Annotated in this window: 18 protein-coding genes; 8 read left to right on the top strand and 10 right to left on the bottom strand. The window is 72.0% G+C overall.

Annotated features, from left to right (window positions below; all coding sequences use genetic code 11):
- Positions 1–251: 251 nt before the first annotated feature.
- Positions 252–1,949 carry an AAA family ATPase gene (locus tag ACQPXD_RS46925; protein WP_432830073.1) on the bottom strand — a complete coding sequence of 566 codons (1,698 nt, stop codon included), beginning with the start codon at positions 1,947–1,949 and terminating at the stop codon, positions 252–254.
- Between the two features lie 714 nt (positions 1,950–2,663).
- Here ACQPXD_RS46925 and ACQPXD_RS46920 point away from each other — a divergent pair.
- On the top strand, positions 2,664–3,494 hold the full coding sequence (locus ACQPXD_RS46920) for a class I SAM-dependent methyltransferase (protein ID WP_432830071.1): 831 nt from the start codon (positions 2,664–2,666) through the stop codon (positions 3,492–3,494).
- Positions 3,495–3,504: 10 nt separating this feature from the next.
- Here ACQPXD_RS46920 and ACQPXD_RS46915 read toward each other — a convergent pair whose 3' ends face one another.
- The gene (locus ACQPXD_RS46915; protein ID WP_432830069.1) at positions 3,505–4,293 is read right to left on the bottom strand and encodes an SDR family NAD(P)-dependent oxidoreductase; all 789 of its coding nucleotides are present in this window, start codon (positions 4,291–4,293) and stop codon (positions 3,505–3,507) included.
- 125 nt (positions 4,294–4,418) lie between these two features.
- Here ACQPXD_RS46915 and ACQPXD_RS46910 point away from each other — a divergent pair, with 125 nt between their 5' ends.
- Together ACQPXD_RS46910 and ACQPXD_RS46905 are read left to right on the top strand one after the other, a co-directional pair.
- Positions 4,419–5,264 carry a LysR family transcriptional regulator gene (locus tag ACQPXD_RS46910; RefSeq protein ID WP_432830067.1) on the top strand — a complete coding sequence of 282 codons (846 nt, stop codon included), beginning with the start codon at positions 4,419–4,421 and terminating at the stop codon, positions 5,262–5,264.
- A gap of 44 nt (positions 5,265–5,308) precedes the next feature.
- Positions 5,309–6,787, top strand: a complete 1,479-nt coding sequence (locus tag ACQPXD_RS46905) for a lanthionine synthetase LanC family protein (protein WP_432830065.1) — start codon at positions 5,309–5,311, stop codon at positions 6,785–6,787.
- Positions 6,788–6,937: 150 nt separating this feature from the next.
- Here the strand turns inward: ACQPXD_RS46905 and ACQPXD_RS46900 are convergent, their stop codons facing one another.
- Entirely contained in the window at positions 6,938–8,380 is a 1,443-nt protein-coding gene (locus tag ACQPXD_RS46900; RefSeq protein WP_432830063.1) for a hypothetical protein, read from the bottom strand.
- A 215-nt stretch (positions 8,381–8,595) separates the two neighbouring features.
- Between ACQPXD_RS46900 and ACQPXD_RS46895 the strand changes: the two genes are divergently transcribed.
- Positions 8,596–9,603: a hypothetical protein gene (locus ACQPXD_RS46895; RefSeq protein WP_432830061.1), complete on the top strand. Its 1,008-nt coding sequence runs from the start codon at positions 8,596–8,598 to the stop codon at positions 9,601–9,603.
- A 29-nt stretch (positions 9,604–9,632) separates the two neighbouring features.
- On the opposite strand, the gene ACQPXD_RS46890 is transcribed toward ACQPXD_RS46895, so the two are convergent.
- On the bottom strand, positions 9,633–10,706 hold the full coding sequence (locus tag ACQPXD_RS46890; protein ID WP_432830059.1) for a glycosyltransferase family 4 protein: 1,074 nt from the start codon (positions 10,704–10,706) through the stop codon (positions 9,633–9,635).
- Positions 10,707–10,906: 200 nt separating this feature from the next.
- On the opposite strand from ACQPXD_RS46890, the gene ACQPXD_RS46885 reads away from it, so the two are divergent.
- On the top strand, positions 10,907–13,018 hold the full coding sequence (locus tag ACQPXD_RS46885) for a PIG-L family deacetylase (protein WP_432830057.1): 2,112 nt from the start codon (positions 10,907–10,909) through the stop codon (positions 13,016–13,018).
- A gap of 54 nt (positions 13,019–13,072) precedes the next feature.
- On the opposite strand, the gene ACQPXD_RS46880 is transcribed toward ACQPXD_RS46885, so the two are convergent.
- The 4 genes from ACQPXD_RS46880 to ACQPXD_RS46865 all read right to left on the bottom strand — a co-directional run bounded on the left by ACQPXD_RS46880 (position 13,073) and on the right by ACQPXD_RS46865 (position 17,038).
- The gene (locus tag ACQPXD_RS46880) at positions 13,073–13,939 is read right to left on the bottom strand and encodes a cutinase family protein (RefSeq protein ID WP_432830055.1); all 867 of its coding nucleotides are present in this window, start codon (positions 13,937–13,939) and stop codon (positions 13,073–13,075) included.
- Positions 13,940–14,228: 289 nt separating this feature from the next.
- Positions 14,229–14,738, bottom strand: coding sequence for a MarR family winged helix-turn-helix transcriptional regulator (locus ACQPXD_RS46875; protein ID WP_432830053.1), 510 nt, complete (start codon positions 14,736–14,738; stop codon positions 14,229–14,231).
- A 42-nt stretch (positions 14,739–14,780) separates the two neighbouring features.
- On the bottom strand, positions 14,781–15,695 hold the full coding sequence (locus ACQPXD_RS46870) for a TIGR03619 family F420-dependent LLM class oxidoreductase (RefSeq protein WP_432830051.1): 915 nt from the start codon (positions 15,693–15,695) through the stop codon (positions 14,781–14,783).
- 617 nt (positions 15,696–16,312) lie between these two features.
- Positions 16,313–17,038: a TioE family transcriptional regulator gene (locus ACQPXD_RS46865; protein WP_432830049.1), complete on the bottom strand. Its 726-nt coding sequence runs from the start codon at positions 17,036–17,038 to the stop codon at positions 16,313–16,315.
- A 59-nt stretch (positions 17,039–17,097) separates the two neighbouring features.
- Between ACQPXD_RS46865 and ACQPXD_RS46860 the strand changes: the two genes are divergently transcribed.
- From ACQPXD_RS46860 to ACQPXD_RS46850, 3 genes are all read left to right on the top strand, one after another.
- A complete protein-coding gene (locus ACQPXD_RS46860) occupies positions 17,098–18,297 on the top strand; it encodes an erythromycin esterase family protein (protein WP_432830047.1) in 1,200 nt (399 codons plus the stop codon).
- Positions 18,298–18,415: 118 nt separating this feature from the next.
- Positions 18,416–19,399 carry an alpha/beta hydrolase gene (locus tag ACQPXD_RS46855; protein ID WP_432830045.1) on the top strand — a complete coding sequence of 328 codons (984 nt, stop codon included), beginning with the start codon at positions 18,416–18,418 and terminating at the stop codon, positions 19,397–19,399.
- A 41-nt stretch (positions 19,400–19,440) separates the two neighbouring features.
- A complete protein-coding gene (locus ACQPXD_RS46850) occupies positions 19,441–20,529 on the top strand; it encodes a hypothetical protein (RefSeq protein ID WP_432830043.1) in 1,089 nt (362 codons plus the stop codon).
- On the opposite strand, the gene ACQPXD_RS46845 is transcribed toward ACQPXD_RS46850, so the two are convergent.
- Positions 20,466–21,440: a zeta toxin family protein gene (locus ACQPXD_RS46845; RefSeq protein WP_432830042.1), complete on the bottom strand. Its 975-nt coding sequence runs from the start codon at positions 21,438–21,440 to the stop codon at positions 20,466–20,468. The two genes, ACQPXD_RS46850 and ACQPXD_RS46845, sit on opposite strands and share 64 nt — an antisense overlap.
- Positions 21,437–21,730 (bottom strand): hypothetical protein, encoded by a 294-nt coding sequence (locus ACQPXD_RS46840; protein WP_432830040.1) that lies wholly within the window; start codon positions 21,728–21,730, stop codon positions 21,437–21,439. The genes ACQPXD_RS46845 and ACQPXD_RS46840 overlap by 4 nt, the downstream gene beginning before the upstream one ends.
- Positions 21,731–21,825: the final 95 nt, after the last annotated feature.

The raw sequence follows: 21,825 nt of genomic DNA, 5'->3' as shown, positions 1-21,825 counted from the left end.
CGTGCCCCGGGGCGTTGGGACGCGCGGGCCAGGCACCGCTCGGTCGCCGGCGGGCATGGCCAGCGGTGCCGGTTCCCGCGCGGCGCTGGCCGGTGCCGGGCGCGGGCAGACCACGGCGGCTGCGGACCGACCCGCACCCCGGCCGTACCGATGCCGTTTTCTGTGACGGACACGCCAAGCTCATACACCACGCCGGCGGACGTGGCCCGGCGATGACCTTACGTGCCGATACCCCCGTTCTGGCCATTTCTTCAGGACTGGAAGGCGTAGCTGTCTGAGAGTGAGGGCCATCGGTCCACGGCCCACTCGGGCCAGCCTGGCCACCCCGGCGGTGGGCCGGGGATTGTGCCGCCCCGCAGTTCGGTGGCATCGGGGGCCTGGAACTGCTTCCGCCATTTGGCGATGTCGGCTTCGGTCATCGGGAACGTGGTGTGCGGTTCGGTTGCCTGGCGGTGGGCGATCCGGGCGCGTTGGACGTCGGTGTCGATGGGCAGGTAGATCACTTGGCAGGATGCTCCGGCCGATGTCGCCAGCCAACGCAGCGCTGATCGTTCGTCGCGGCCCCAGAGGCCGAAGTCGAGCACGACGTTGGTGCCCAGTTGCAGCGCTTGCAGGGCCAGTGCGATGAGCCGGCCTTCCAGCAGGTCGCGCTTGCCATCGGGCTGCGACCCGTCGTACAGGGAGATCATCCACTCGTCCGGGGTGAGCCGCAGCGCGTGGTGCGCCGCGGCGAGCTCTTTGGCTCGGGTGGTCTTTCCGGCGCCGGGGAGCCCGACCATCAGCAGGAGCTTGGCGGGTTCGGGCCGCGCGCCGTCAGGCTCCGGCGTCGGCCGGTGATGCTGTTGGGTCGGCCGGCGTTCTCCGGCGACCCGCGGCGGTGTCAACGGCTCGCCCGGCCGCGCCTGGTTCGGCTTCGCTTTCGCGGTGGCCGCGGCCAGCTTGTCGGCGACGGCGAGGAATGTTTCTGCTTCCTCGTGGTCGCCGAGGCGTAGGACGTGCAGCCCGGTGGAGACCATCTCGATGTACGCCCACTGCCAGATGGCTTCCGGGTCGACTCCGGTTATCCGGCTCGCGTGCCGGCAGCTGCTGGCCACCTTGTGCAGCGCCTGCTGCGGCCGGCCGGCCGCGAGCTCGTCGAGCCAGCCCTGCACGCCGCGGGCCTGGATCACGCCGAGGTCGTGAGCGGGCTCGGAGATGAGCCCTCCGGGGTCGACGAGCCGGAAGCCCATGTCCGCACGAGCCGGCCCCGGTTTCTGCAGGGCGTTGAAAGCGTGCACGTCCCCGTGTACGAGCACCGCTCGGCCGGGATCGAAGGCGGCTTCCCGAGCGCCGGCGCAGCGGACGGCCAAGTCGATGGCCGCTTCCGAGCAGGGGTGGGCGAGGTCATCCCACATGGAGGGGATGAAGGCCGCATGCCAGCGGGCCGCCTCTGCCCAGCCGGGTAGCCGGCCGTGATCGGGGACCGGACGCCATCCCCGGGCAGCGGTACGCGTGAGCGCCTCCAGCTGACGTGAGGCAGGCCAGTCCAGGGCGGCCATCGGCTGGCCGAGGCGTTCCAGGAGCAGGGCCTGGCGCGGTACGTCGTGCCGGATCAGTCCGACGTACGGGTCACCGCCCGCGAGGCGCAGGGCGGCCAGTTGCCGGTCGAACGGGGTGACCCCGTCGATCCCCGGCGGGATTGACACCTTGAGGACGGCGGGCGTGCCCTCGTGCGTCGTCGCCTCGGCGACGTAGGCGGTCCGCCCGCCGTCCAGCCGGGCGCCGACGGTGATCGACCAGTCGGCCGCCAGGCCGGCGAGCAGACCGGGAAGTCCGGCCAGCCACGCCTCGCCGGCGGCTCCCACCGCCCGGAGCGACAGGGCGACCCGCTCGGAAACGGCGACCGCCGGTATTACCCCGGACGGGCGAGAGAAAGGATCTTGGTACGTTGGATGGAAACGCTGCGACACAGATTGCTCCCCGGATCACGCAGGACGATCCGGCAGCACAGCGAGACACGCGAATGGGCTGCCGGCGGGACACCGATCCGGCGGTATGCCAGGCACTGACCCCGGCCGGGGCAGGCAATGAGGCCGCGGTTACGACAACCGCGATACCGCCGCTAAGCGGCAGCGCGAATCTGCATGCAGGCGAAGCAACCCATGCCACCACGATAGCCCACAGACCCCAGCACCGGTCCCATGTGCAGGCGCCAGGCCGGCGATCAAGCCTTGTCCGGCCGTCGGGCGTTGCACCCCGCGGGGAACGGCGGAGCGACCGGAAGTCTCCGTGATCATGCCCATCCGGGCCCCGGCACCAACGGTTTTTCATGATCGCGGAGTGGTGATGTACCCCTGTGTACCGAAAGGTTCCGGGATCATGGCAAACCCGTGGTGCGGCCACCGCGGCGATCATGATCACGGAGACTTTCGTCCGCCCGGCCCGGCCGCGCAGATCGGGGGTTGTGCCCGCCGGCGCGAAATCTGCCGGCTTGCGTGCGGGCCCCGGCTGGTCGGCCTATCGAACCCGGCAGCCCGGGTGATCCGCCCGGCGCGCGGCCGATGTCGCCGCCGGCTTGTCGTCGGTGTCGATCCGGCCGCACGCACGGAACGGGCCGGCGGTTCAACCGGCCGCTGTCTTGATGCTGGCTGCGCGGCTCGGGTCGGCGCGGCCAGCATGGGGCGATGGTGCATTCGTCAGGTGACCCGGCGTACGCGCTGGCGCGGTCGCCGGAAGAGTACGAACGGCTCGGCCGGCAGGCGCTGTTCCTGCACGGCACCACGGAGCGGCTGCTGCGGGCCGCGGGCCTCGGGCCCGGCATGCGGGTCCTCGACGTGGGCAGCGGGGCCGGGGACGTGGCGCTGCTCGCCGCGAGCATCGTCGGGCCGCAAGGCGCGGTTGTCGGGATCGACGTCGACGGCGGGGCGCTCCGGGCCGCCCGGGGCCGGGTCGAGGCTCTCGGGCTGGCGAACGTCCGGTTCGTCGAGGGCGACCTGGCCGCCGCCGAGGCCGGGGACGGGTTCGACGCCGCCATCGGCCGGCTGGTTCTCATGTACGGCGCCGACCCCGCCGCAGCGCTGCGCGGCGTCGCCGGCCGGGTCCGCCCCGGCGGGGTGGTCGCGTTCCAGGAGCTCGACCTCGACCCGGCGGTCGGCGCGCGGTCGCTGCCCGAGGACTCGCTGTGGAACGACACCGGCCGGCTCGTCACCGAGGCGTTCCGCCGGGCGGGGATGCAGGTCCGCATGGGCCGGCGGCTGTTCGGCGCGTTCGTGGCCGCCGGCCTGCCCGAGCCCGCGATGTGCGACGAGGCGCTGGTCGGCGGCGGGCCCGGTTTCGCGGGCTATGCCTGGCTGGCCGGGGTCGTGCGGGGGCTCGCGCCGCTGATGCCCAGGCTCGGGCTCGACGTGCCCGGGGAGCTGGACACCCTCGCAGACCGGCTGCGTGACGACGCCGTCGCGAACGGCACGGTCGTCTGGACGCCGTCGTTCGTCGGGGCCCACGCGACGATGCCGTAGCCACCGTGGCTTACACGGCCTTGACGGCTCCGGCGTCCACGGCCCAGTTCGCGCCGATCGCGCTCGGGATGGTCGGCGAGGCGAGCAACAGCACCGCCCGGGCGACCTCGTCCGGCTCGGCCAGCTTCCCGGTCAGCATTCCTCCCTGCCCCGGCAGGGCATCGAGCAGGGCCGCATGGTCCAGGCCCAGGTGTTTGGCGAGCTTCGCGACGTAGCCGTCCTCGCCTTCCAGGAGATACGTGCGCATCCCGGAAGGTGACACGGTGTTGAGCCGCACGCCCGAGGCCGCCAGCTTCTCCGCCAGCCCCCGCGACACCGAATTGAGGGCGGCCTTGGCGGCGGCGTACGGCAGCGGTGCCGCCCCGGGCCGCCGGCCGGCGTCCGAGCTGATGTTGACGATGGCCCCGCGGGCCTCGGTCAACGCCGGCAGCGCGGCCCGGGTCACCCGCACGACCGACAACAGGTTCAACGCGAGTATGTCCGTCCAGACGCCGTCGTCTCCCTCGAAGATGTCGGCGAAGGCATCGTCGGGCAGGTCGCCGCCGCCGGCGTTGTTGACGAGGACGTCGAGGCGGCGGTCGGTGGCGAGAACGGTGTCGACCATGCGCCGCGGCCCGTCCGGCTGGGCCAGGTCGGCGGCCACGAAGGTGGCCCCGGTGGCGGTGAACTCGGCCGTGTTGCGCCGGGCGACGCCGACGACCTCGGCGCCCTCGCCGAGAAAGGCCTTCACGGTCGCCAGACCGAGGCCCTTGCTGGCGCCGGTGACGAGGACGCGTTTGCCCTTCAGCTCCAGATCCATGTTTTGTTGCTCCCATCGGGCGGAGGTGACCGTTCGATCCTGCGTTCTCGCCGGCCGTGATCTCCAATGCCGAGTGGGTGCCGACCGATGCCGCTGGGTTATCGGTCGGGGTACCGTTGCCCGTCGTGGAGACGCGTGAATTGCGATATTTCGTCGCCGTTGCCGAGGAGTCGCACTACGGGCGGGCGGCCGAGCGGCTCGGTATCGCCCAGCCGGCGCTGTCGCGGACCATTCAGAAGATCGAACGCAGCCTGGGCACACCGCTGTTCGTCCGGTCCGGCCGCACGGTCACCCTCACCAAGGCGGGAACGGTGCTGCTGCACGAGGGCCGAAACGCCCTGGATGCGGTGGACGCCGCCGGCCGCCGCGCCCGCCGGGCCGGGGAAGCGAAGGCCGGGCGGCCCGGCATCGTGCTGGTGAGCATGGCCGGAGTGTCCGTCGAGCTGCTGTCGAAGCTGCTCGACGCGTATGCCGCCGAACCGGACGCGGCCGCCGTCGAGGTGGTCCTCGCGCGCCCCGGAGCCGGCGAGCCGGAGCAGATGTTGCGCGACGGCCGTGCCGACGTCGCGGTCCTGCAACCGCAGTGTTACTCATCCGCCGGCCTCGACCACGAGGACATCGCCACCGAGGGCCAGATCGTGGTGCTGCCCGCGGGGCACCCGCTGGCCACCCGGACCTCGCTGACCAGGGCCGATCTGCCCGATCTCCCGCAGCCGCGCTGGCCCCGCACGGACGGCACCTACCCGGACGGGCCCGGCCCCACCGTCCAGGACGGCACCCAGCTGTTCCAGCTGATCGCGCTCGGCCTTACCTGCGCCGTCCTGGCCGAGTCGAGCCGGCCGTCCCTGCCCGGCGGCGTCACGGCCGTCCCGCTCCTCGACGCGCCGCCGATCACGACCCACATCGCCTGGCCCTCGCACAGCCGATCACTGGCCGTCGCCACACTCGTGCGGGCGGCCGCCCGCCTCTGAACGCGGACGGGAAAACCTGTAGCGGCGGCGGATACTGTTGGCCCATGGCCGATGCTGCGACGTATCGCGAGCTGGGCGAGGCCGCATGGGCCTGGGTCCTGCGCCAGATCCGCGACGGCGACGGCCCCTGGCTGCCGGAGGAGATCACGGATGCCGAGGCCGGTGCTGGGGTACCGCCCGAGCCGCCCGCCGACCGTGACTCGCTCTATGCCGGGATCGCCGGCCTGGCGCCGGTGTTCGCCGAGCTCGCCCAGCACGGCCCGCTGACGGCGGCCGAGCGCGCGCTCGCCACGGGCATCGCCGGGCGGCTCGCGGACCGGGCGGCGGTGCGCGCGGAGCCGTCGCTCTACGACGGGCTCGGCGGCGACGTGCTGGCGCTGCGGATCCTGGCGCCCGGCCGGGAGCGGGTGCCGCTGCGCCGGCTGGCCGAGCTGCGCACGCCGGCCGGGTGGACCACCACGCTGGACGTCGACCTGGACCCGCCCGGGCCGATCACGGACGTCACCATGGGTACCGCCGGCGTCGTCATGACGGCGGCGTGGGCCGGGGGCGACGACAGCGCCGGCATCATGGCCGGCGGCGGGGAGGCGCTGCTGCGGGCCGCCGAGCCGGCCGCGGGCGGCCTGGACTGGCGGATGTGGCCGGGCTACCGGTCCAGCTCGCCGAACTTCTCGCACGGTACGGCCGGGGTGGCCAGCGCGCTGGCCGTCGCCGGGCGGCTGCTGGGGCGGGCGGACTTCGTCGCCGCCGCGGTCCAGGGTGCGCGGCATCTGCTCGCGGTCGGCTCGCTGGACGACGGCGGCTTCATCGTCGAGCACACGCACCCGCGCTCGCAGCGCGAGGTCGAGCCGGTGACCTACAACTGGTGCCACGGGCCGGCCGGCACGTCGCAGCTGTTCGCCGCGCTGGCGTTCGCGGGCGTGGCGGAGGTGGGCGGGTACCAGGTCGGCGAGCTGCGCCGGCGGTGCCTGCGCTCGGTGCTGGACTCCGGGGTGCCGCAGCGGCTGCGGCCGGGGTTCTGGGACAACGACGGGCGCTGCTGCGGCACGGCCGGCGTCGGCGACATCCTGCTCGACGCGGCGCAGTCCGGCTTCGCCGACGAACGCGACAGCGCGGAGTACGCCCGGCACGCGCTCGTCATGGGCGACGCCCTCGTCGAGCGGGCCGTCGTCGACGGCGACGGCGCGCGCTGGCGGTTCATCGAGTACCGGCAGGACCCGCCGCTGCTGGCCCCGCGGACCTCGTGGATGCAGGGCGCCGCCGGGATCGCCGCCTACCTGCTGCGCCTGGCCCGGTTCGTCGAGGACGGCCCGGCGGCGGCCGCGGTCGTGGACCGGCCGGACCAGTGGTGGGCGGTGCCCGAGCGCCTGCGGGTCGTCAACGCGCCGCCGCGCGCCGACGTGCCGCACGACCAGCGGGCCCGGCGCCGACCGGCCGTCCCGGCGGTCACGGCCGGCGGCTCGTCGGGTTCGGGGGAGCGGTCCCGGGCCCACCTCGGTCTCACCCGGGCATCCGAGCAGTAGGAACATCTTGAAAGCAGGTATCAAGAAGAAACTGCGTTCTGGTCGAGCCGCGCGTGGGGGTTCCACGGGGTGGTCTGCGGTCGGCTGGCGGGCAGGTCGGGACGGATTCGCGCCGCTGGTTCCCTAGCACGGCCACAGGGCCGCCGGCCTTCAGCTGCGGGTGGCGCCGATGCCCATCAGGACCGCGATGCCGAGGGCGCTGCGGGCGGAATACGGCTGGCGCCACAGCCCGCCGTGGGCCGCCGCGTAGGCCTCGTCCTGCCAGGGGTGCTCGTGCACCGGACCGCCGGCGTTGAGGTCGTGGACGAGCCGCGCGGCCATGAGCGTGTTGCTGGTCGCCGGCTCGAAGACCTCGATGCCGAACCGGTGGGCGCCGGCGAACGCGGCGGCGAGGAGGCGGTTCTTCACCACGCTGCGGGTGCGGGTGGCCGGTGCGACGGCGAACGACACCGGCATGCCCGCGGCCCGGGCCTCGGCCGCTCGCCAGCGCTGCAGCCGTTTCGCGAGGGCATAGTTCGGACCCTGCTGTGGTACCAGGCTGTCGTTGATCCCCGGATAGAGGCCGGGCGGATAGTTGCGGGTGAGCAGCCGGTCGGCGCTGAGCACCCGCAGCGGGCGCCGGAACCGCCCGATGCCCGTCGCCGCCGCGTAGCGCCGGTTCGCCTCGTCGACGGCGTCGTCGGGCACGACGAACACGTCGGTCGGTGTGGCCAGGAACGCGAGCCCGAGGTCGGGCCGGCGCTGCCGCAGGCGGACGGTGAGCGCGTCGACGGCCATCGCGACCCGCACGTTGAGTGCCCCGTCGGCGTAGACGTAGTTCCCGAGCACGAGCCGGCCGTCGAGGCCCTCGATCCACTCGGCGACCCGGCCGAGATCGTGCAGCAGGTCGGCGCCGCGTTCCTCGCCGGCCACCGGCAGGTGGAGCCGGCCCGCGTGCCGTTCGGCCAGGGCGGTCAGCCGCTGCCAGATCGCCGGCCGGGGCAGGTCGACGGCGACCACGTCGGCGCCCCAGCGCAGCAGCGCCCGCAGCGGGCCCATCTCCGCGCCGGCGCCGAGGACGGCGACGCGCCGCCCTGGCAGGGACAGCCAGCCGGGGTTCGCGGCAACGGTCCTGATCGTGCCGGCGAAGGAGCGCTCGATCGCACCGGCTTCGACCCAGCGCTCGAGCTGCCGGTCGAGCTCCTCGCCGGCGAGGCGATGGCCACGGTACGGCACGATCAGCTCACGCTCCGGCTCGCCCCGCCCCGCTACGGTCACCGTCGCCAGCGGCGGACCACCCGGCGTGAAGGCGGCGTCGAGGGGTTCTTCACCGCCGTCCGGGTTTCCGCGGTACCGCATGCGCTCGTGCAGCGACGCGAGCCCGTCGCGGGCGATCCTCAGCGCCGCGTCGCGGGACGGCAGCCCCGCCTCGACCAGCCGGCGGAAATGCAGCAGGTAGTCGTGGCGCCAGTCGGTCGACGCCTCGGCACCCCGGGCCCCGACCGGATCGACACCGCGCAGCGCATCGGCCACCACGAGACGCCCCAGCGCCGAGGTGCTGGGCTTGCCGTCGACGCTCGGGATGACCACACCGGTCGGGTCCGCATTCGGCACATCGGCCAGTCTGCCAGCCGACGCTCCGCCGGGCCCATCGGCTCGGGGACCTGGACGCGGCCTCGCACGCCCGGTTTCTCGGTTCGCCGGCCGGCCGGGCAGCATCCAGGTAACATCTCGCCTGGCACCTGACTCTGCGGTTCCTCATCAACTGTCCTGCCGGGCGGCGAGCACGCCGCGGGACGCGGTGTTTCGAAGGACTTGAGGGTGAAGCCATGACGCGGCGCACGCGCGTCTTCGCCAGGGCACTTCGGTGGATTCCGCTGGTTTCCGTCGTGACGGTGTTGCTCGGCTACGCCATCTACATGGCGGGCGTCAACACGTCGAGTTCGGTCTCGCCGTCGCCGCAACCGCGGGTGCTGTGGGGTTTCGGTCCGGGGCTCGACGACGCCGTTGCGAATCCGACCTACCGCGACGCGGGCGTCAATATGGTGACCACGTGGTACAACGGCCCCGATGATCTGGAGTGGATCAGCGGCTACGCCCGGCCGTCGACGATTTCTGACCTGTACGGCGCCGGCAAGGCGGTCGAACTTGTGGTGTGGCTGGCCGACCACCCGGAATACGCGGTCAGTGATCAGTTTCAGCACGACATCAGGCTCGTCGTCTCGGCGTTGAAGGGCAGCGGGCCGAACTATGGTCCGCTGTACGTCGTCCTCTTCACGGAGTTGGAGACCTACTCGACGGACGCGGCATATCCCGGACGTCTGAAGGCGGCTTATCTCAAGGCGGCAGCGGCGATCCACGAGGAATACGCCGGCGCGCGGGTCGCGCTCGGATTCGGTGGATATGAATGGGGCGATGAGCCCAATCGGGACCTGTCGTTCTGGTCCGACGCGATCGCCGCCAGCGATTTCACCGCCGTTCAGCAGATGCATGCCTGTGATAACGAGCGCAACGGCCAGAGCGCGCTGGTTGCCCAGATCCGCAGTTCCGTGCGGCAACTGGGGTCCTACGGCAAGCCCGTCATGATTTCGCATTTCAAGCTGTGGGGCGACCCGGCATGCCAGGTACGGGCTTTCGACAAGTTCGCTCGGGTGATGTTCACCCGGTCGTCGGTCGCCGACCTGGCGAACCACGGCCTGTTCGCGTGGAACTTCATGCCGGATCACTACATCAGCGACCCCGGCCCGGTCCACGACGCGTCCACGGCACTCATGAGCCGGTTCGCGGCATCGCTGCTTCCGTCGACCGGCCTCCCAACCGCCGGGCTGCCGGGCTGAACGGCCGGCCGTGGGCGGTCGCCTGGTGGCTACCGGCGGTCGAGCGTCGCGGCCACCACCTCGCGGTAGCGATCCGTTATGACGTCCCAATCGTAGTTGCCACCCAACGCGTAGGCCCGGCGGCCGATAGCCGCGCGCTGCGTCGCATCGGCAGCCAGCGTCACGATGGCCTTGCCCAGCGCCGCGATGTCGAAGGGCGGAACGCGCAGGGCACAGTCGGAGGCGATCCAGTCGAGCTGGGGCAGGTCGAAGCACACGACCGGCTTTCCGTGCGTGATCGCCTCCAGCGCACTGAGGGAGAACGTCTCGAACCGGGACGGCACGACAACGAATGCGCAGTTTCGCAGCAGCTCCGCTTTCCGCCGGCCGTCGACCCGCCCGGCGAGCCGGACCCGCTCTCCGAACGGGGCTGCCAACTGGCGGAGCCTTTTCTCCTCGCGTGCGACACCGGAGCCGGCGATGACGAGCGGGAGCGCGGGAGGATCGTCATGAACCGCGGCGAGCAGCAGGTCGAGCCCCTTCTGCTCGACGTCGATCCGGCCGAGATACAGGATGTGGTCGCCACGCCCGAACTGGCTGTCGGCGACCTGCGGCCGGTCCGCGCCGTTGGGAATGATGGCGCAGGTGGCGCGCTTGGCGGACCGGCGGACCGTGGCCCGGTCCGTTTCGTTCAGCACGATGAAGTGTTCGTACAGCTTGAGGCCCTGCCGCTCGATGAGCGGGAATGGAAGTTTGTACTTCCGGGCCATGTCCACCCCGCTCAGCATCTGCACGAGGCCGATGACCGGCCGGCGCGACACGACGGGCAGCAGGCTCGCCGAGAAAGGCGGGGTCAGCGTTTCGATCCACAGATTCGGTCGCTTCGCGAGCGCGACCAGCGGCAGCATGCATTGAAACAGCAGCTGGCCGCCCCGCGGACCGGCCCATCCGACCGGCAGGAAAATGTATCGGACGCCGTCGCGGATCTGGGACCTGCTGCCCTTGTACGAGGCGCTGTAGACCGTGACCCGATAGTCTCTGGCCAGTCTCTTGGCGATCTGCTGAACGACCACCGGTCCTCCGCCGCCGTAGTGCGGGTTCCCAATGTCATCGAAGACCGACATTACAATATGTTCCACGTCATCCCTCACCTCTACGCCGGTTGCAGCGCACCCCGGCGGCTGGATCAGAATAGCCGGTGCCGGTATGGGGCATCGTTGTTTCCGCCTGTTTATAGCCAATGGCTCCGGCCTGGGAATGAGGATGAAAATGCTGGGTGATCGCATAGTCTGCTGACACGTCACCCGCGTCCCGTGTCGGTGGCTTGATCGTCGGCGTCGATCCCGCCGGAGTTCCGGGGATCATGGTGTGTCCGGGCGGGGCGGCGACGACCTGCGGCTGGTGTCCGCCGTTCCGGTGGATGGAACTCATCGCCACCATGCTGATTCCGACCTTGCGGGTCGTTGTGGGACGATCGGCACTCCATCGATGCACCTGGCAGGTGAATCCCATGTGTCGGTTGACAAGGACGGTTTTTCACTGTGTGTTGGTGACCGCTGTGGCGGCCGCGTCGGTGCTTCAGGTTCCAGCAGCGTGGGCCGCCGACCCACCGCAAGAGATGTTCTTGCAAATCGTCGCCCATGAGGACGACGACCTGATTTTCATGAATCCGGATCTCGACAATACGATCGCCGCCGGCATACCCGTCGCGACCGTGTTCATGACCGCCGGACAGATCACCGGCGACGGCGATACGCCGGAGGCCAGGGCCCGCAACCGCCAGAAGGGCGCCCTGAACGCCTACGCCAGCATGGCCGGCCTGGCCGACGGTGACGACAACTCGCAGAACGAATGGGATGGTGCGGCGTGGTCCGTCGGCGGCAAGGTCGTGGAGCGCTACACGCTGCGTGCCCGTAACACCATCCAGGTGGCGTTCATGGACCTGCGCGACGGCGAGCTCGGCGATCTCTACGGGGGCACCCCGCAGAACACCATCGTCCCGTCCGGACAGACGATCGTGTCCGCACCCCAGCAGTACGGTCACGCTGACGCGGTCGCCGTCCTGGCCGCGATCATGTCCGCGCTCCACCCAACCGTCGTGCGGGCTCAGGATGCCGAGCCCGACCGGCGCGCCGGCTATGCACCGGATCACGCGGATCACGTCGCCGCCGCCAGCTTCGCCCGGGAAGCCACCGCGAGCTACACCGATCCGCTGTACGAGGTGAGCTACCGGGACTACAACATCGCGAGCGTGCCGCAGAACCTCGACACCAGCGAAGGCACACGCAAGCGCGCCATCATCCAGAAGTACGCGATCTACGACACGACGCTCAAGAACGACCTGGCGAACACCGGGTCGGACCAGTACGCGTGGACGTTACGCATGTACTACCGGTGGTCGAACGGCACGCAGTGGACCGGGCGCAACCAGGACGGCCGGGCACAGGCGTTCGTCGTGCGCAACGGCGCCGTCTACACCTACGCGCAGACCGCCGCCGGCCTGTGGGACGCACCGCTGCTCCTGGCGGCTCCCGGCGGCCGGCTCGCTCCCGGCATCGCCGTCGGACGGAGCTCGGACGGACGCCTGGCGATCTTCGCGCATCGGCTGTCCGACCATCACATCCTCGCCTTGCGGCAGCTGACGGCCAACGGCGCGTTCGGCGGCTCCTGGGAGGACCTCGGCAACCCCAACCAGGGGCTCGGCAACGAGGACAACGTCGGCACGCCCGCGGTCGCGGCCACCGCCGACGGCCTGCTGCAGGTCTTCGTGAAGAACGGTGGCGGCGGGATCAGCACGCGCGTGCAGACCACGAGCGGCGGCTGGGCCGGCTGGGTCGACATGGGCGGCACCGATCTCCAGGACGGTCTCGCCGCGGTGACCACCCCGTCGGGCGCCATCAATGTCTTCGGCAGCACGCGGCAGAGCATCCTGCACTGGTACCAGCAAACCCCGAACGGCGCATTCCTGGTCGACACCGCGTTTCCGGCCGGGACGCCCGCGAGCCCGCCCAGCGTGGCGCTGAACCAGCAGGGCACCATCGACGTCATCTACCGGCAGCCGTCGACCTCGCACCTGATCGCGGTACGGCAGACCACGGCCGGCACCTGGAATCCCACCCCCGTCGACCTCGGCGGGCAGGGCGGCGTCGGCCCGCCGGGCGCGGTCACCGCGCCCTCCGGCACCGACGCCCGCGTCATGCTGTTCGAGCGGAACAAGGGGACCGGCGTCAGCACGGCCCGCCAAACGGCGCCCAACCTCGGATACGGATCCTGGACGGACCAGTTCGGCGTCGTTCTCGACTATCCGTCGGCGGTGGTAGGGGTGCAGGGCTGGGCGATCGTCCTCACCATCGGCACCGATGGCGTGTACCTCGCCCAGCAGGTCGCCGCGGGCGGTGACCAGCCCTTCGGCTCGTGGGAGGCATTGGGCATGTAGCCGCGTCGCCCCCGGGCGTCCGCCACGCGTGGGCGGATGCCCGGGGCTCCCCGGTCACGCGCCGGCGAGCTTGGTGGCCACGAACTGGGCGGCCTGCTGGACCGAGCCGTCGGTCATGTACTGCAGGTGGGCGATCGAGTTCGCGCCGTTGCCGCACACCGGGTCACCCTGGCCGCAGAACTCCTTGGTCTTGGGGCCGTAGAGCGGGCTGCGCTCGCTGATGGTCTGGTGCAGAATGCCGAGCGGGTTGCCGAAGACGACCACGGCCGCTACCCGCGGCGCGAGGTCGGCGGGGATCGCCTCGCCGGTGGACAGGCCGAACTGGATGCCGATCGCGATGTCGGTGACGGTCGCCCCCTGGGAGTACCCCCCGATCACGAACTTGGTGCCGGGGCACGCCGCCGCGACCGTGCGCACGTGCCGGCTCATGTCCGTGGCGCCGGGGCCGGCGCTGGCCTGCGACGCCTCCGCGGCGTACTGCACGCCGTAGGCGTTGACGCTACGGCCGGGCAGGGCGGAGCGGATCGCGCTGGCGAGCGGGGTGCCCAGCACGCCGAGGTCGGGAATGTCACCGGTGCCCCGGGCGAACACGAACTCGACATCGGCGCAGTCGGCGCCGCCGGCCGGGGCCGCCCCGGTAGACGTGGCCGTGGGCGTCGAGGTTGTCGCGGCGACGCCGGGCGCCGTGCCGAGGCCGGCCACGCCGAGGCCGGCCACACCGAGTTGTTGCGGCCAAGCGGTCGGCCACGACGTCGGCAAGGATGCCGCTCCGGCGGCCGGTTGGGAAACCTGGCCCGATTGGCCGCTGAACCAGGAGAACAACCGCTGGACGAGGCCGGTGCCGGACTCGCCGCCCCCGACGGACGCCGAGGCGAACGGCGCGGTCACCGCGCCACCGACGAGCATCACGCCCGTCAACACCGAAATCGCCGTCAACCGGCGGGACCCAACGCGCTGCAACCTTGCCACTGAACCCTCCACGAACACCGAGCACGTGCGCTAACGGCACCCACACTCGCGCCGTTCTGGCTGCTCAGGGAAGGTCGGCCCGGATCCTTAAGGCGGAAATGAAGGTCCCGAAAGAATCAGCACTGTGAGTGCAGCTTCATGCCACCCGGCCCAGCGGAATATGGCGGGCCCGCGGGTCGTGCCGGCGCATGGGTCAGCCGCGGTGACGCAGGCTCGTGAGGAGCACCGCACCGTGCGCGGGTCAAGGCCGTCGCAGGGCCCGTCCTAGGGACGGCGTCCCGGGGTGCTCGCCTTCGACCTGGCTGGCGATCTGGCGGCCGATGTCGCGCAACCCGGTCACCTGTTCGGGCGTGAGCGCGTCGAACACGTAGCGCCGGACCGCCGCCACGTGGCCGGGTGCGGCCTGCTCGACCACCGCCATGCCCGCCTCGGTGAGGGTCGCCTCGATGTAGCGGCCGTTCTCCGCGCTGGGCGCCCGTCGCATCCAGCCGCGCTGCTCCAGGCGTTTGGCCACGTTGGACAGCCGGGACACCGAACCGTTCGCGTGCTGGGCCAGGTCACTCATCCGCAGGCACCGGTCGGGAGACATGGACAGCGCGGCGAGCACCAGGTATTCGAAGAACGAGATGCCGCTGTCGCGCTGCAGCTGAGCGTCGATCTCGCCCGGCAGCTTGACCATCAGCCAGGACAGGGAGATCCAGGCGTCGCGCTCGTCCGGCGACAGCCACCGGGGTTCGCCCTGGCCCTCCACGCAGGCGATCATACCCATCCACGCAGGCCGGACCACTGATGCTCACCCGGCGGGCACCAGGGAGCGGAGCTCGTCGAGCATCTCGATCTGCGTGGGGATCTCGTCGGCCGGCGGGGACGCGAACAGGACCCCGTCGAATCCACGGTCCCGCAACTGCTCGATGTCCTCGGCGAGCTGCCGCGGGGAGCCGGCGAGGAACGGGCGATCGCCGCCGATCGGCTTGGGCTGCATGACGTGGTTGGTCTGTGCCGTCACGGTGAGCGCGGCCGGGTTTCGCCCGAGGCGTTCGGCGGTCGTCCGGAAGCGCTCGGCCTGTGCGGTCACCGTGTCCAGGGCCCAGGTCAGCGGCGTGATGCCGTCGGCGATCCGGGCGGCCCGGTCGATGCCGCCGTCGGTGTTCGCGCCGATGACGATCGGGATGTCGCCGCGGACGGGCTTCGGGTTGATCTCGGAGGCTTCGATCGAGTAGAAGCGGCCCGTGTACTCCACGGGGTCGGGTCCCCAGCAGGCCCGGATCGCCGCGATGACGTCGTCGAAGCCGGCGCCGCGGCGCTTCATGGGCACGCCGGCGGTCGCGAACTCCTGGGGCATCCAGCCCTGCCCGAATCCGGCGATGGCGCGGCCGCCGCTGAACTGGTCGAGCGTGGCGTACCTGCGGGCCAGCACGACCGGGGCGTGGAACAGCGGGTTGACGATGTTGGTCCCCAGCGCGATGCGGCTGGTGAGCGCGGCCACGTGACTCAACGTCTCCAGTGGCTCGAAGGTGGTGCGGTAGACGTCGGGGATGCGTTCCAGGGTGCCGTCCGGGCCGGGGAGCAGTGGTGCCATCGGGCGCAACAGGCGTTCGTAGGTCCACAACGAGTCGTAGCCGAGTCTGTCGGCGGCCTGCGCGATGGTCGTGATGGTCGCCGGTGACGCGTGGACTCCGGACACGGGCAGCATGATGCCGAGCTTCACGGGCACTCTCCTTGCAGGACGACGGGCACGTGCGGTATCGACACTAGACTCAATTCAAGGATGAAATCAATGTTGAAACAAGTGGTGAAGAACAGCGGCCGAGCTTTTCGACAGCCTCGGCTTCGACACCGTGGACGCCGGCCCGCTCGCCGAGAACTGGCGCATCCGGCGGGACACCCTCGCCTACGCGGGGCCTGTGCCGAAGTCGGCGGTGGTTGAGATCGACAACGAGCGAGGTCTCCGGTCGTTGGTTGGACGACCAAGAACCGTTAGGGGCCCCCGGCGGCGTTTACTTTCCGTGATCATGCCGAGGAGCGTTCCGAATGGCGAGATCTCCATGATCGTGGAGCGACGATGTACCAGGAGCGGCACTATCACTCCGCGATCATGAGGATCCCAGCCCGTGGACGTCTTCGGTGCATGATCACGGAAGCAAAACGCCGCACCGGCCGCGGGGGCCACCGGCGCCGGGCGCGGCGGGCAGGGTCGCTGGGGTCGCGCCGCTGTGGATCGATGGGGTTGAGCCGGCCCCTGGATCTGGCGGCGTCGGAGGGCGCCCAGGTCATACGCGAAGCGCTCGCCGCGGCGAAGGCCACCGCGTCCTGAGTGCTCCGCGGTCAGGTCCGCGACTCAGCCGGCCGGTGGTCGAGGTAGGCGTCCAGGGCGGCGGCGCCGGTGAGCATGGTGCGGCTGCGGGCCGAGAGGCGCTCGTGCCAGTCGCGCAGCGTCGATGCGAGGGGCGCGACGCCTCCGGCGGAGCGGACCTGGACGATCAGCGCGGCGATCTGCCGTAGCCGGTAGCCGCCGCGTCTGAGCTGGTGGATGAGTTGGGCGTCGCGCACGTCGGCCGCGCCGTAGACCCGGTAGCCGGTCTGCGGGTCGCGGCGCGGCCGGACCAGGCCGGCGCGCTCCCACTTGCGCAGGGTGGCCGGGCGGATGCCGAGCCTTCTGGCCAGGGGGCCGACGAACGTGTCGCCGCGCTCCTGCGGCACGGGGCCGAGGTCGCGCAGCGCGGCCTCGACGGCCTGGAGGGTGCGGCGGTCGTCCAGCAGCTGGGCGTGGCTCTCGTCGATGAGCCGAAGCGCCTCCTCGGTCGCGCCCCGGTTGACCGCCTGCATGATCGACGCGGCCGTCTGGTGGCCGTGTCCGGGCACGAGGGCGAGGAACGCGCGCAGCGCCTGCGCGTGCAGCGGCGTGTAGGTGCGGTAGCCGTGCGGGGTGCGCTCGGCGTCCGGCAGGATCCCGGCCGCCTCGTAGTTCCTGATCGCCTGCGTGGACAGGCCGTGCACGCGCGCCAGGTCGACCGGCCGGAGCCGCCCACCGTCTTGAAGGTTTCGCCGCACTGTCCTGCCGTAATCGCTGAAGAAGATTCAACCGAAGGTTCAACGATACCGTTGAGGGAATGACCGCTGTTATCACCGCCGCCCATGCCGTCGACGCCGCTGCCGTCATGCGGCTGCTCCCGGCCCGGCCGCGGCTGCTCGCACTGGGCGAGCCCACCCACGGCGAGGACGTCCTGCTCGACCTGCGCAACGATCTCTTCCGGCAACTCGTCGAGCGGGAGGGGTACCGGACGATCGCGATCGAGAGCGACTGCCTGATGGGCCTGGTCGCGGACGACTACGTCACGTCCGGCACCGGCACCCTCGACGAGGCCATGGAGCGGGGCTTCAGCCACGGCTTCGGCGCGTCCGCGGCCAACCGCGAGTTCGTGCGCTGGATGCGCGCCTACAACGACGGCCGGCCCGCGTCCGATCGGCTGCGTTTCGCCGGGTTCGACGGCCCGCTGGAGATCACCGGCGCCGCGAGTCCCCGGCCGGCCCTCACCGCGCTCCACGCGTACCTCGCCGCCCGGGTCGGCGCCGACCTGCTGCCCTGCACCGCGGAAACGCTCGACCGCCTGCTCGGCGCCGACGACCGGTGGACCGATCCCGCCGCGATGATGGACCCGTCGCGGTCCGTGGGGCAGGCGCCCGAGGCCGAGCGGCTGCGGCTGCTCGCCGACGACCTGGTGGCCCTGCTCGACGCGCAGGCACCACGGCTGATCGCGGCGTCCGTGCGGGACGACTGGGACCGGGCCCGCCTGTACGGTCGCACCGCCACCGGGCTGCTGCGGTACCACCGCTGGATGGCCGGCACCGCACCGGGCCGGATGGCGTGGCTGCTGTGCGTCCGGGCGTCGATGATGGCCGCCAACCTGCTCGCCATCGCCGAGCGCGGCCCGGCGCTCGTGTACGCCCACAACGCGCATCTCCAGCGGGACAAGAGCAGCATGCGGATGGGCGGCCAGCCGCTGGAATGGTGGAGCGCCGGGGCGATCGCCGGCGCCCGGCTCGGCGAGGAGTACGCCTTCATGGCCACGGCCCTCGGCACGATCCGCCACCACGGCGTGGAGACTCCACCGCCGGACACCATCGAAGGGCTCCTCTACGCGCTCCCGGGCGACCGGTATGTCGTCGACGCCCGCCGCCTGGCCGCCATCCTCGGCGGGGCGGCGCCCGCGCCCCGCGTGTCACCCTGGTTCGGCTACTCCGCGCTGGACCCGGCCCACCTGGCCGGCCTTGACGGGATCGTGTTCGTCAAGGACGCCCCGGAGCGCTAGACCCACTCGACGGACCGCCACCTGGCGGGGGAAGTCGCGCAGATACCGCCGTGGGCGGGTTATCCCGGGGCGGTGGCCGGTCGAAGCTGGGGTGACCAGCCGACGAAGGAGTGCTGACATGCCGGACGAACGCACACCGGTCCGCCCCCCGTTCGACGCGGAGCTCGCGGCGCTGCTCGAGGGGATCCGTGAAATGCTGCTGCCGCCGTCCGTCGAGACGTTGCCGGCATCCCGGGAGGCAACGGCCAACGGTGTTCCGGGGACGCCGGCGGCGGACCTGACGGCGGATGGCGCGGTCACGGTCGAGGAGCGCGAAGTGCCCGGGCCGCCCGGCGAGCCGGACGTGACCGTGGTCATCCTGCGGCCGGTGAACGCCGCGGGGCCCGCTGCCGGGCTGTACCACATCCACGGCGGCGGCATGATCACGGGCGGCCGCCGGACCGGGGTCGAGCTGCTGGTGCCCTACGTCGCCGAGGGCAACGCGGTTGTGGTGTCGGTGGAGTACCGCCTGGCGCCCGAACATCCCGACCCGGCCCCGGTCGAGGACTGCTACGCCGGGCTGGCGTGGACCGCGAAGCACGCCGCCGAGCTGGGCATCGACCCGAAGCGGCTGATCGTCATCGGCGGCAGCGCCGGCGGCGGGCTGGCCGCCGGCACAGCGCTCCTCGCCCGGGACCGCGGCTTCCCGCAGCTCAGCCATCAGGTGCTGATCTGCCCGATGCTCGACGATCGGATGGAGACGCACAGCAGCCAGATGCTCGACGGCGAGGGAACCTGGGACCGCACCGCCAACCTGTTCGGCTGGACCGCGCTGCTGGGCGAGCGGCGGGGCGGCCCGGACGTGTCCCCCTACGCCGCGCCCGCCCGCGCCGAGGACCTCGCCGGCCTGCCCCGCACCTACCTCGACGTCGGCTCGGTGGAGGTGTTCCGCGACGAGGTCCTCGACTACGCCACGCGGCTGTCGCAGGCGGGCGTTATGGTCGACCTGCACATGTGGGGTGGCGGTTTCCACGGGTTCGACGTGATCGGCGCCCACACGGCCGTCGCGCGAGCCTCGCGCGCGACGCGGGACGAGTTCATCCGCCGGGCGATCGAGCGCTGACCCGCCCGGGCGGCGCCCGGCCGCCGGCGTTGGAGGTGCGCGTGCGTGACCTGATCGGCCGGCTCGAGGTCGTCGACGGCGACGCCGCCAGCGCGCTGCGCGTCATCGACTACTTCGACCGCCTGGTCGACGAACACGCGCCGATCGGGGCGTTCGTCCGGGCCGCGGCCGTGCTGGCCGGGTGTCCCGCGGGCCTGCACGTCGCCGGCCGCGGGCTCACCCGCCGGTCCGCCGCGGACGGCCGGGCGCTGCCCGAGGACGACAGCCACGCCTGGCCGCGCGCGGTGGTGCCGGGCGAAGCCGGCTCGTGGGTCTGGCTCGAGCGCACCGGCGCTCCGGGGCCGCTCGACGCCCTCGTCCTGGAGCGCCTCGCCCGCGCCATCCACGCCCTGTCCGCGAGCTCCGCTCCGCGCTCGGCCGGCGCCGCGGTGCGAATCGCCTGCGACCCGGACGCCACGCCCGCCGATCGGCGCGACGCCGCGACCCGGCTCGGCCTGGCCGGGCCGGTCACCGTCGTTGTCAGGGCCGCGGGGGAGCGGCCGTCACCGCGAAGCGCCGAGATCGGCCCCCACGTCGTGACCCTGTTGCCCGGCACGCCCGCGCTGCCCGGCGACATCCAGGCCGGCACCGCGGTCGCCGAGCGCCCCGAGCTGCTGCCCACCGCGTTCGCCCGCGCTCGCGTCGCGCTCCGCCTGGCCGATCGGCCGGCGGGACTCGGGCCCTCGCTCGTCTCGTACCACGAACTCGGCGCCCTGGCCGCCGTCGCCGAACGGTTCAGCGCACCCGAGGCGTCCGCCGTCGACGACGTGCGACGCCTCGACGAGCTGCTGATCGCCCGCCCGTGGGTCATCGACACCCTGCAGGCGGTCACCGGCCAGGCCACGCTGCGGCAGGCATCGGCCATCCTGCACGTGCACCACTCCACCGTGCAGGAACGCCTGGCCTGGCTCGCGACCAGGCTCGGCTACGCGCCCACCGAACCCGTCGGCCGCCACCGCGCCGCCGTCGCCCTGCTGCTCTGGCGGATCGCTCACTCCGACGACGAGCCCGCCGACGGCGGGCCCGGTCATCGTTCGAGGGGACCGGCGGTGGGCGGTTCTGGCGCTGACGGTGCCGGTTCGGGTGCGTAGGCCGGCTTGACGCCGTGCCTGGCCCGGTGGATCGCCTCGGCGGCCCGGTGGAGCTCGGCGAGGGGTCCGGCCAGCCGGGCGATGTCGGCCAGTTCGTCGCGCCACTGCGGTCCGGTTCGCGTCGCGAGCCGGGCGGTCGCGGTCGCGAATGCCTGGGCCTCGTCCGGCGTCCAGGGGCGGTTGCGCTCGGCCTCGATCGCGGCGGCGGCGCGCGGATTGTCGCGCCAGTCGCCGCCGGGGGTCAGGGTGTTCTCGTACAGCGGCACGTTGCCGCGGCGGAAGACGGTCACCGCGTCCACGATCCGGTCGCTGTCGATGGCCCCGGCGGCGCTCAGCACGCCGCGGTAGGAGGCGTCGTGGTTCTCCCGGGCGGTGAGCCGGCCGTGACCCGTCGCCTCGACCTGCGATCGGTAGCGTTCCACGATCCCCAGCCGGCTCAGCGACTCCGGTACGGCCATGATGACCGCCTCGACGCGGTATCCGGCGGCGCGGAACATCCGGGCGGGCTCGATGAAGTCGCCCGGGTCGCGCATGGTGGTCTCGATGATGGTGTCGACGCGGTGGTCGATGAGGTGGCGCTCGGCGGCGGCCATCCAGCGCCGGCCGTCCATGCTCGTGTACGGCGCGGCCGTGCGGTCGTCCTCGCCCAGCAGCCGGGCGTAGTCGGGATGGTAGGGCTTGTAGAAATCGGAGTTGACGACGACGGCTCCGCCGCGCTCGTCGAGCCGGCGCTTCACCAGCTCGGTGGTCTTGGTCTTGCCGGCGCCGGGCTGGCCCGCGACGAACACGACCTTCGGATCGGACTGCGGCACGCCGTGGGCCAATTCGTCGGGAACGATCTCGGTGCCGAAGATGCGCCGGGACTCCTCGTCGGAGAGCAGGTACCGGCGCGGATCGATCGGGCCGGTCACCCGAGGCGGTCCCGCAGCCGGCGGACCAGGTCGGCCTGCTCGCGGGTGATCCGGGCGACGGCATCGTGGTCGGTCGAGTCGAGCCCGTTGCGGCGCTCGACGCAGCGGGACCGCTCGCCTGAGAGCCGCTGCGCCTCCGGCTCGTCGCCCGCCGCCCTCGCCCGGGCGATGAGCGCGGAGTAGCACGCCACCGCCTCGTTGATGACCTCCAGAGCCACTTCGTAGCCGACCGCTTCGGCCTGGTTCCACTCGAACGGCTCGAGCCTGCCGGCCACGGAATCATCGGTCACCCCGGATCCCCCCGTCCCATCGGTGCCTGTTCACAGGGTAATGGACCGTGACCGCCCGTGGCATCCTTGCAGGGCGCTGGTTCATCGAGGCCGAT

Source organism: Dactylosporangium sp. CA-092794, from assembly GCF_050948465.1.
In the GTDB taxonomy this organism is placed as follows: domain Bacteria; phylum Actinomycetota; class Actinomycetes; order Mycobacteriales; family Micromonosporaceae; genus Dactylosporangium.
Note: the sequence above shows the minus strand (reverse complement) of the source record. Positions and strands in the feature narration are given on the sequence as shown.

Bases quoted from the DNA above. Each gene is read 5' to 3' on its own strand.
- ACQPXD_RS46920 (WP_432830071.1), top strand. From the start codon at position 2,664: ATGGTGCATTCGTCAGGTGACCCGGCGTACGCGCTGGCGCGGTCGCCG.
- ACQPXD_RS46915 (WP_432830069.1), bottom strand. From the start codon at position 4,293: ATGGATCTGGAGCTGAAGGGCAAACGCGTCCTCGTCACCGGCGCCAGC.
- ACQPXD_RS46905 (WP_432830065.1), top strand. From the start codon at position 5,309: ATGGCCGATGCTGCGACGTATCGCGAGCTGGGCGAGGCCGCATGGGCC.
- ACQPXD_RS46895 (WP_432830061.1), top strand. From the start codon at position 8,596: ATGACGCGGCGCACGCGCGTCTTCGCCAGGGCACTTCGGTGGATTCCG.
- ACQPXD_RS46890 (WP_432830059.1), bottom strand. From the start codon at position 10,706: ATGTCGGTCTTCGATGACATTGGGAACCCGCACTACGGCGGCGGAGGA.
- ACQPXD_RS46860 (WP_432830047.1), top strand. From the start codon at position 17,098: ATGACCGCTGTTATCACCGCCGCCCATGCCGTCGACGCCGCTGCCGTC.
- ACQPXD_RS46855 (WP_432830045.1), top strand. From the start codon at position 18,416: ATGCCGGACGAACGCACACCGGTCCGCCCCCCGTTCGACGCGGAGCTC.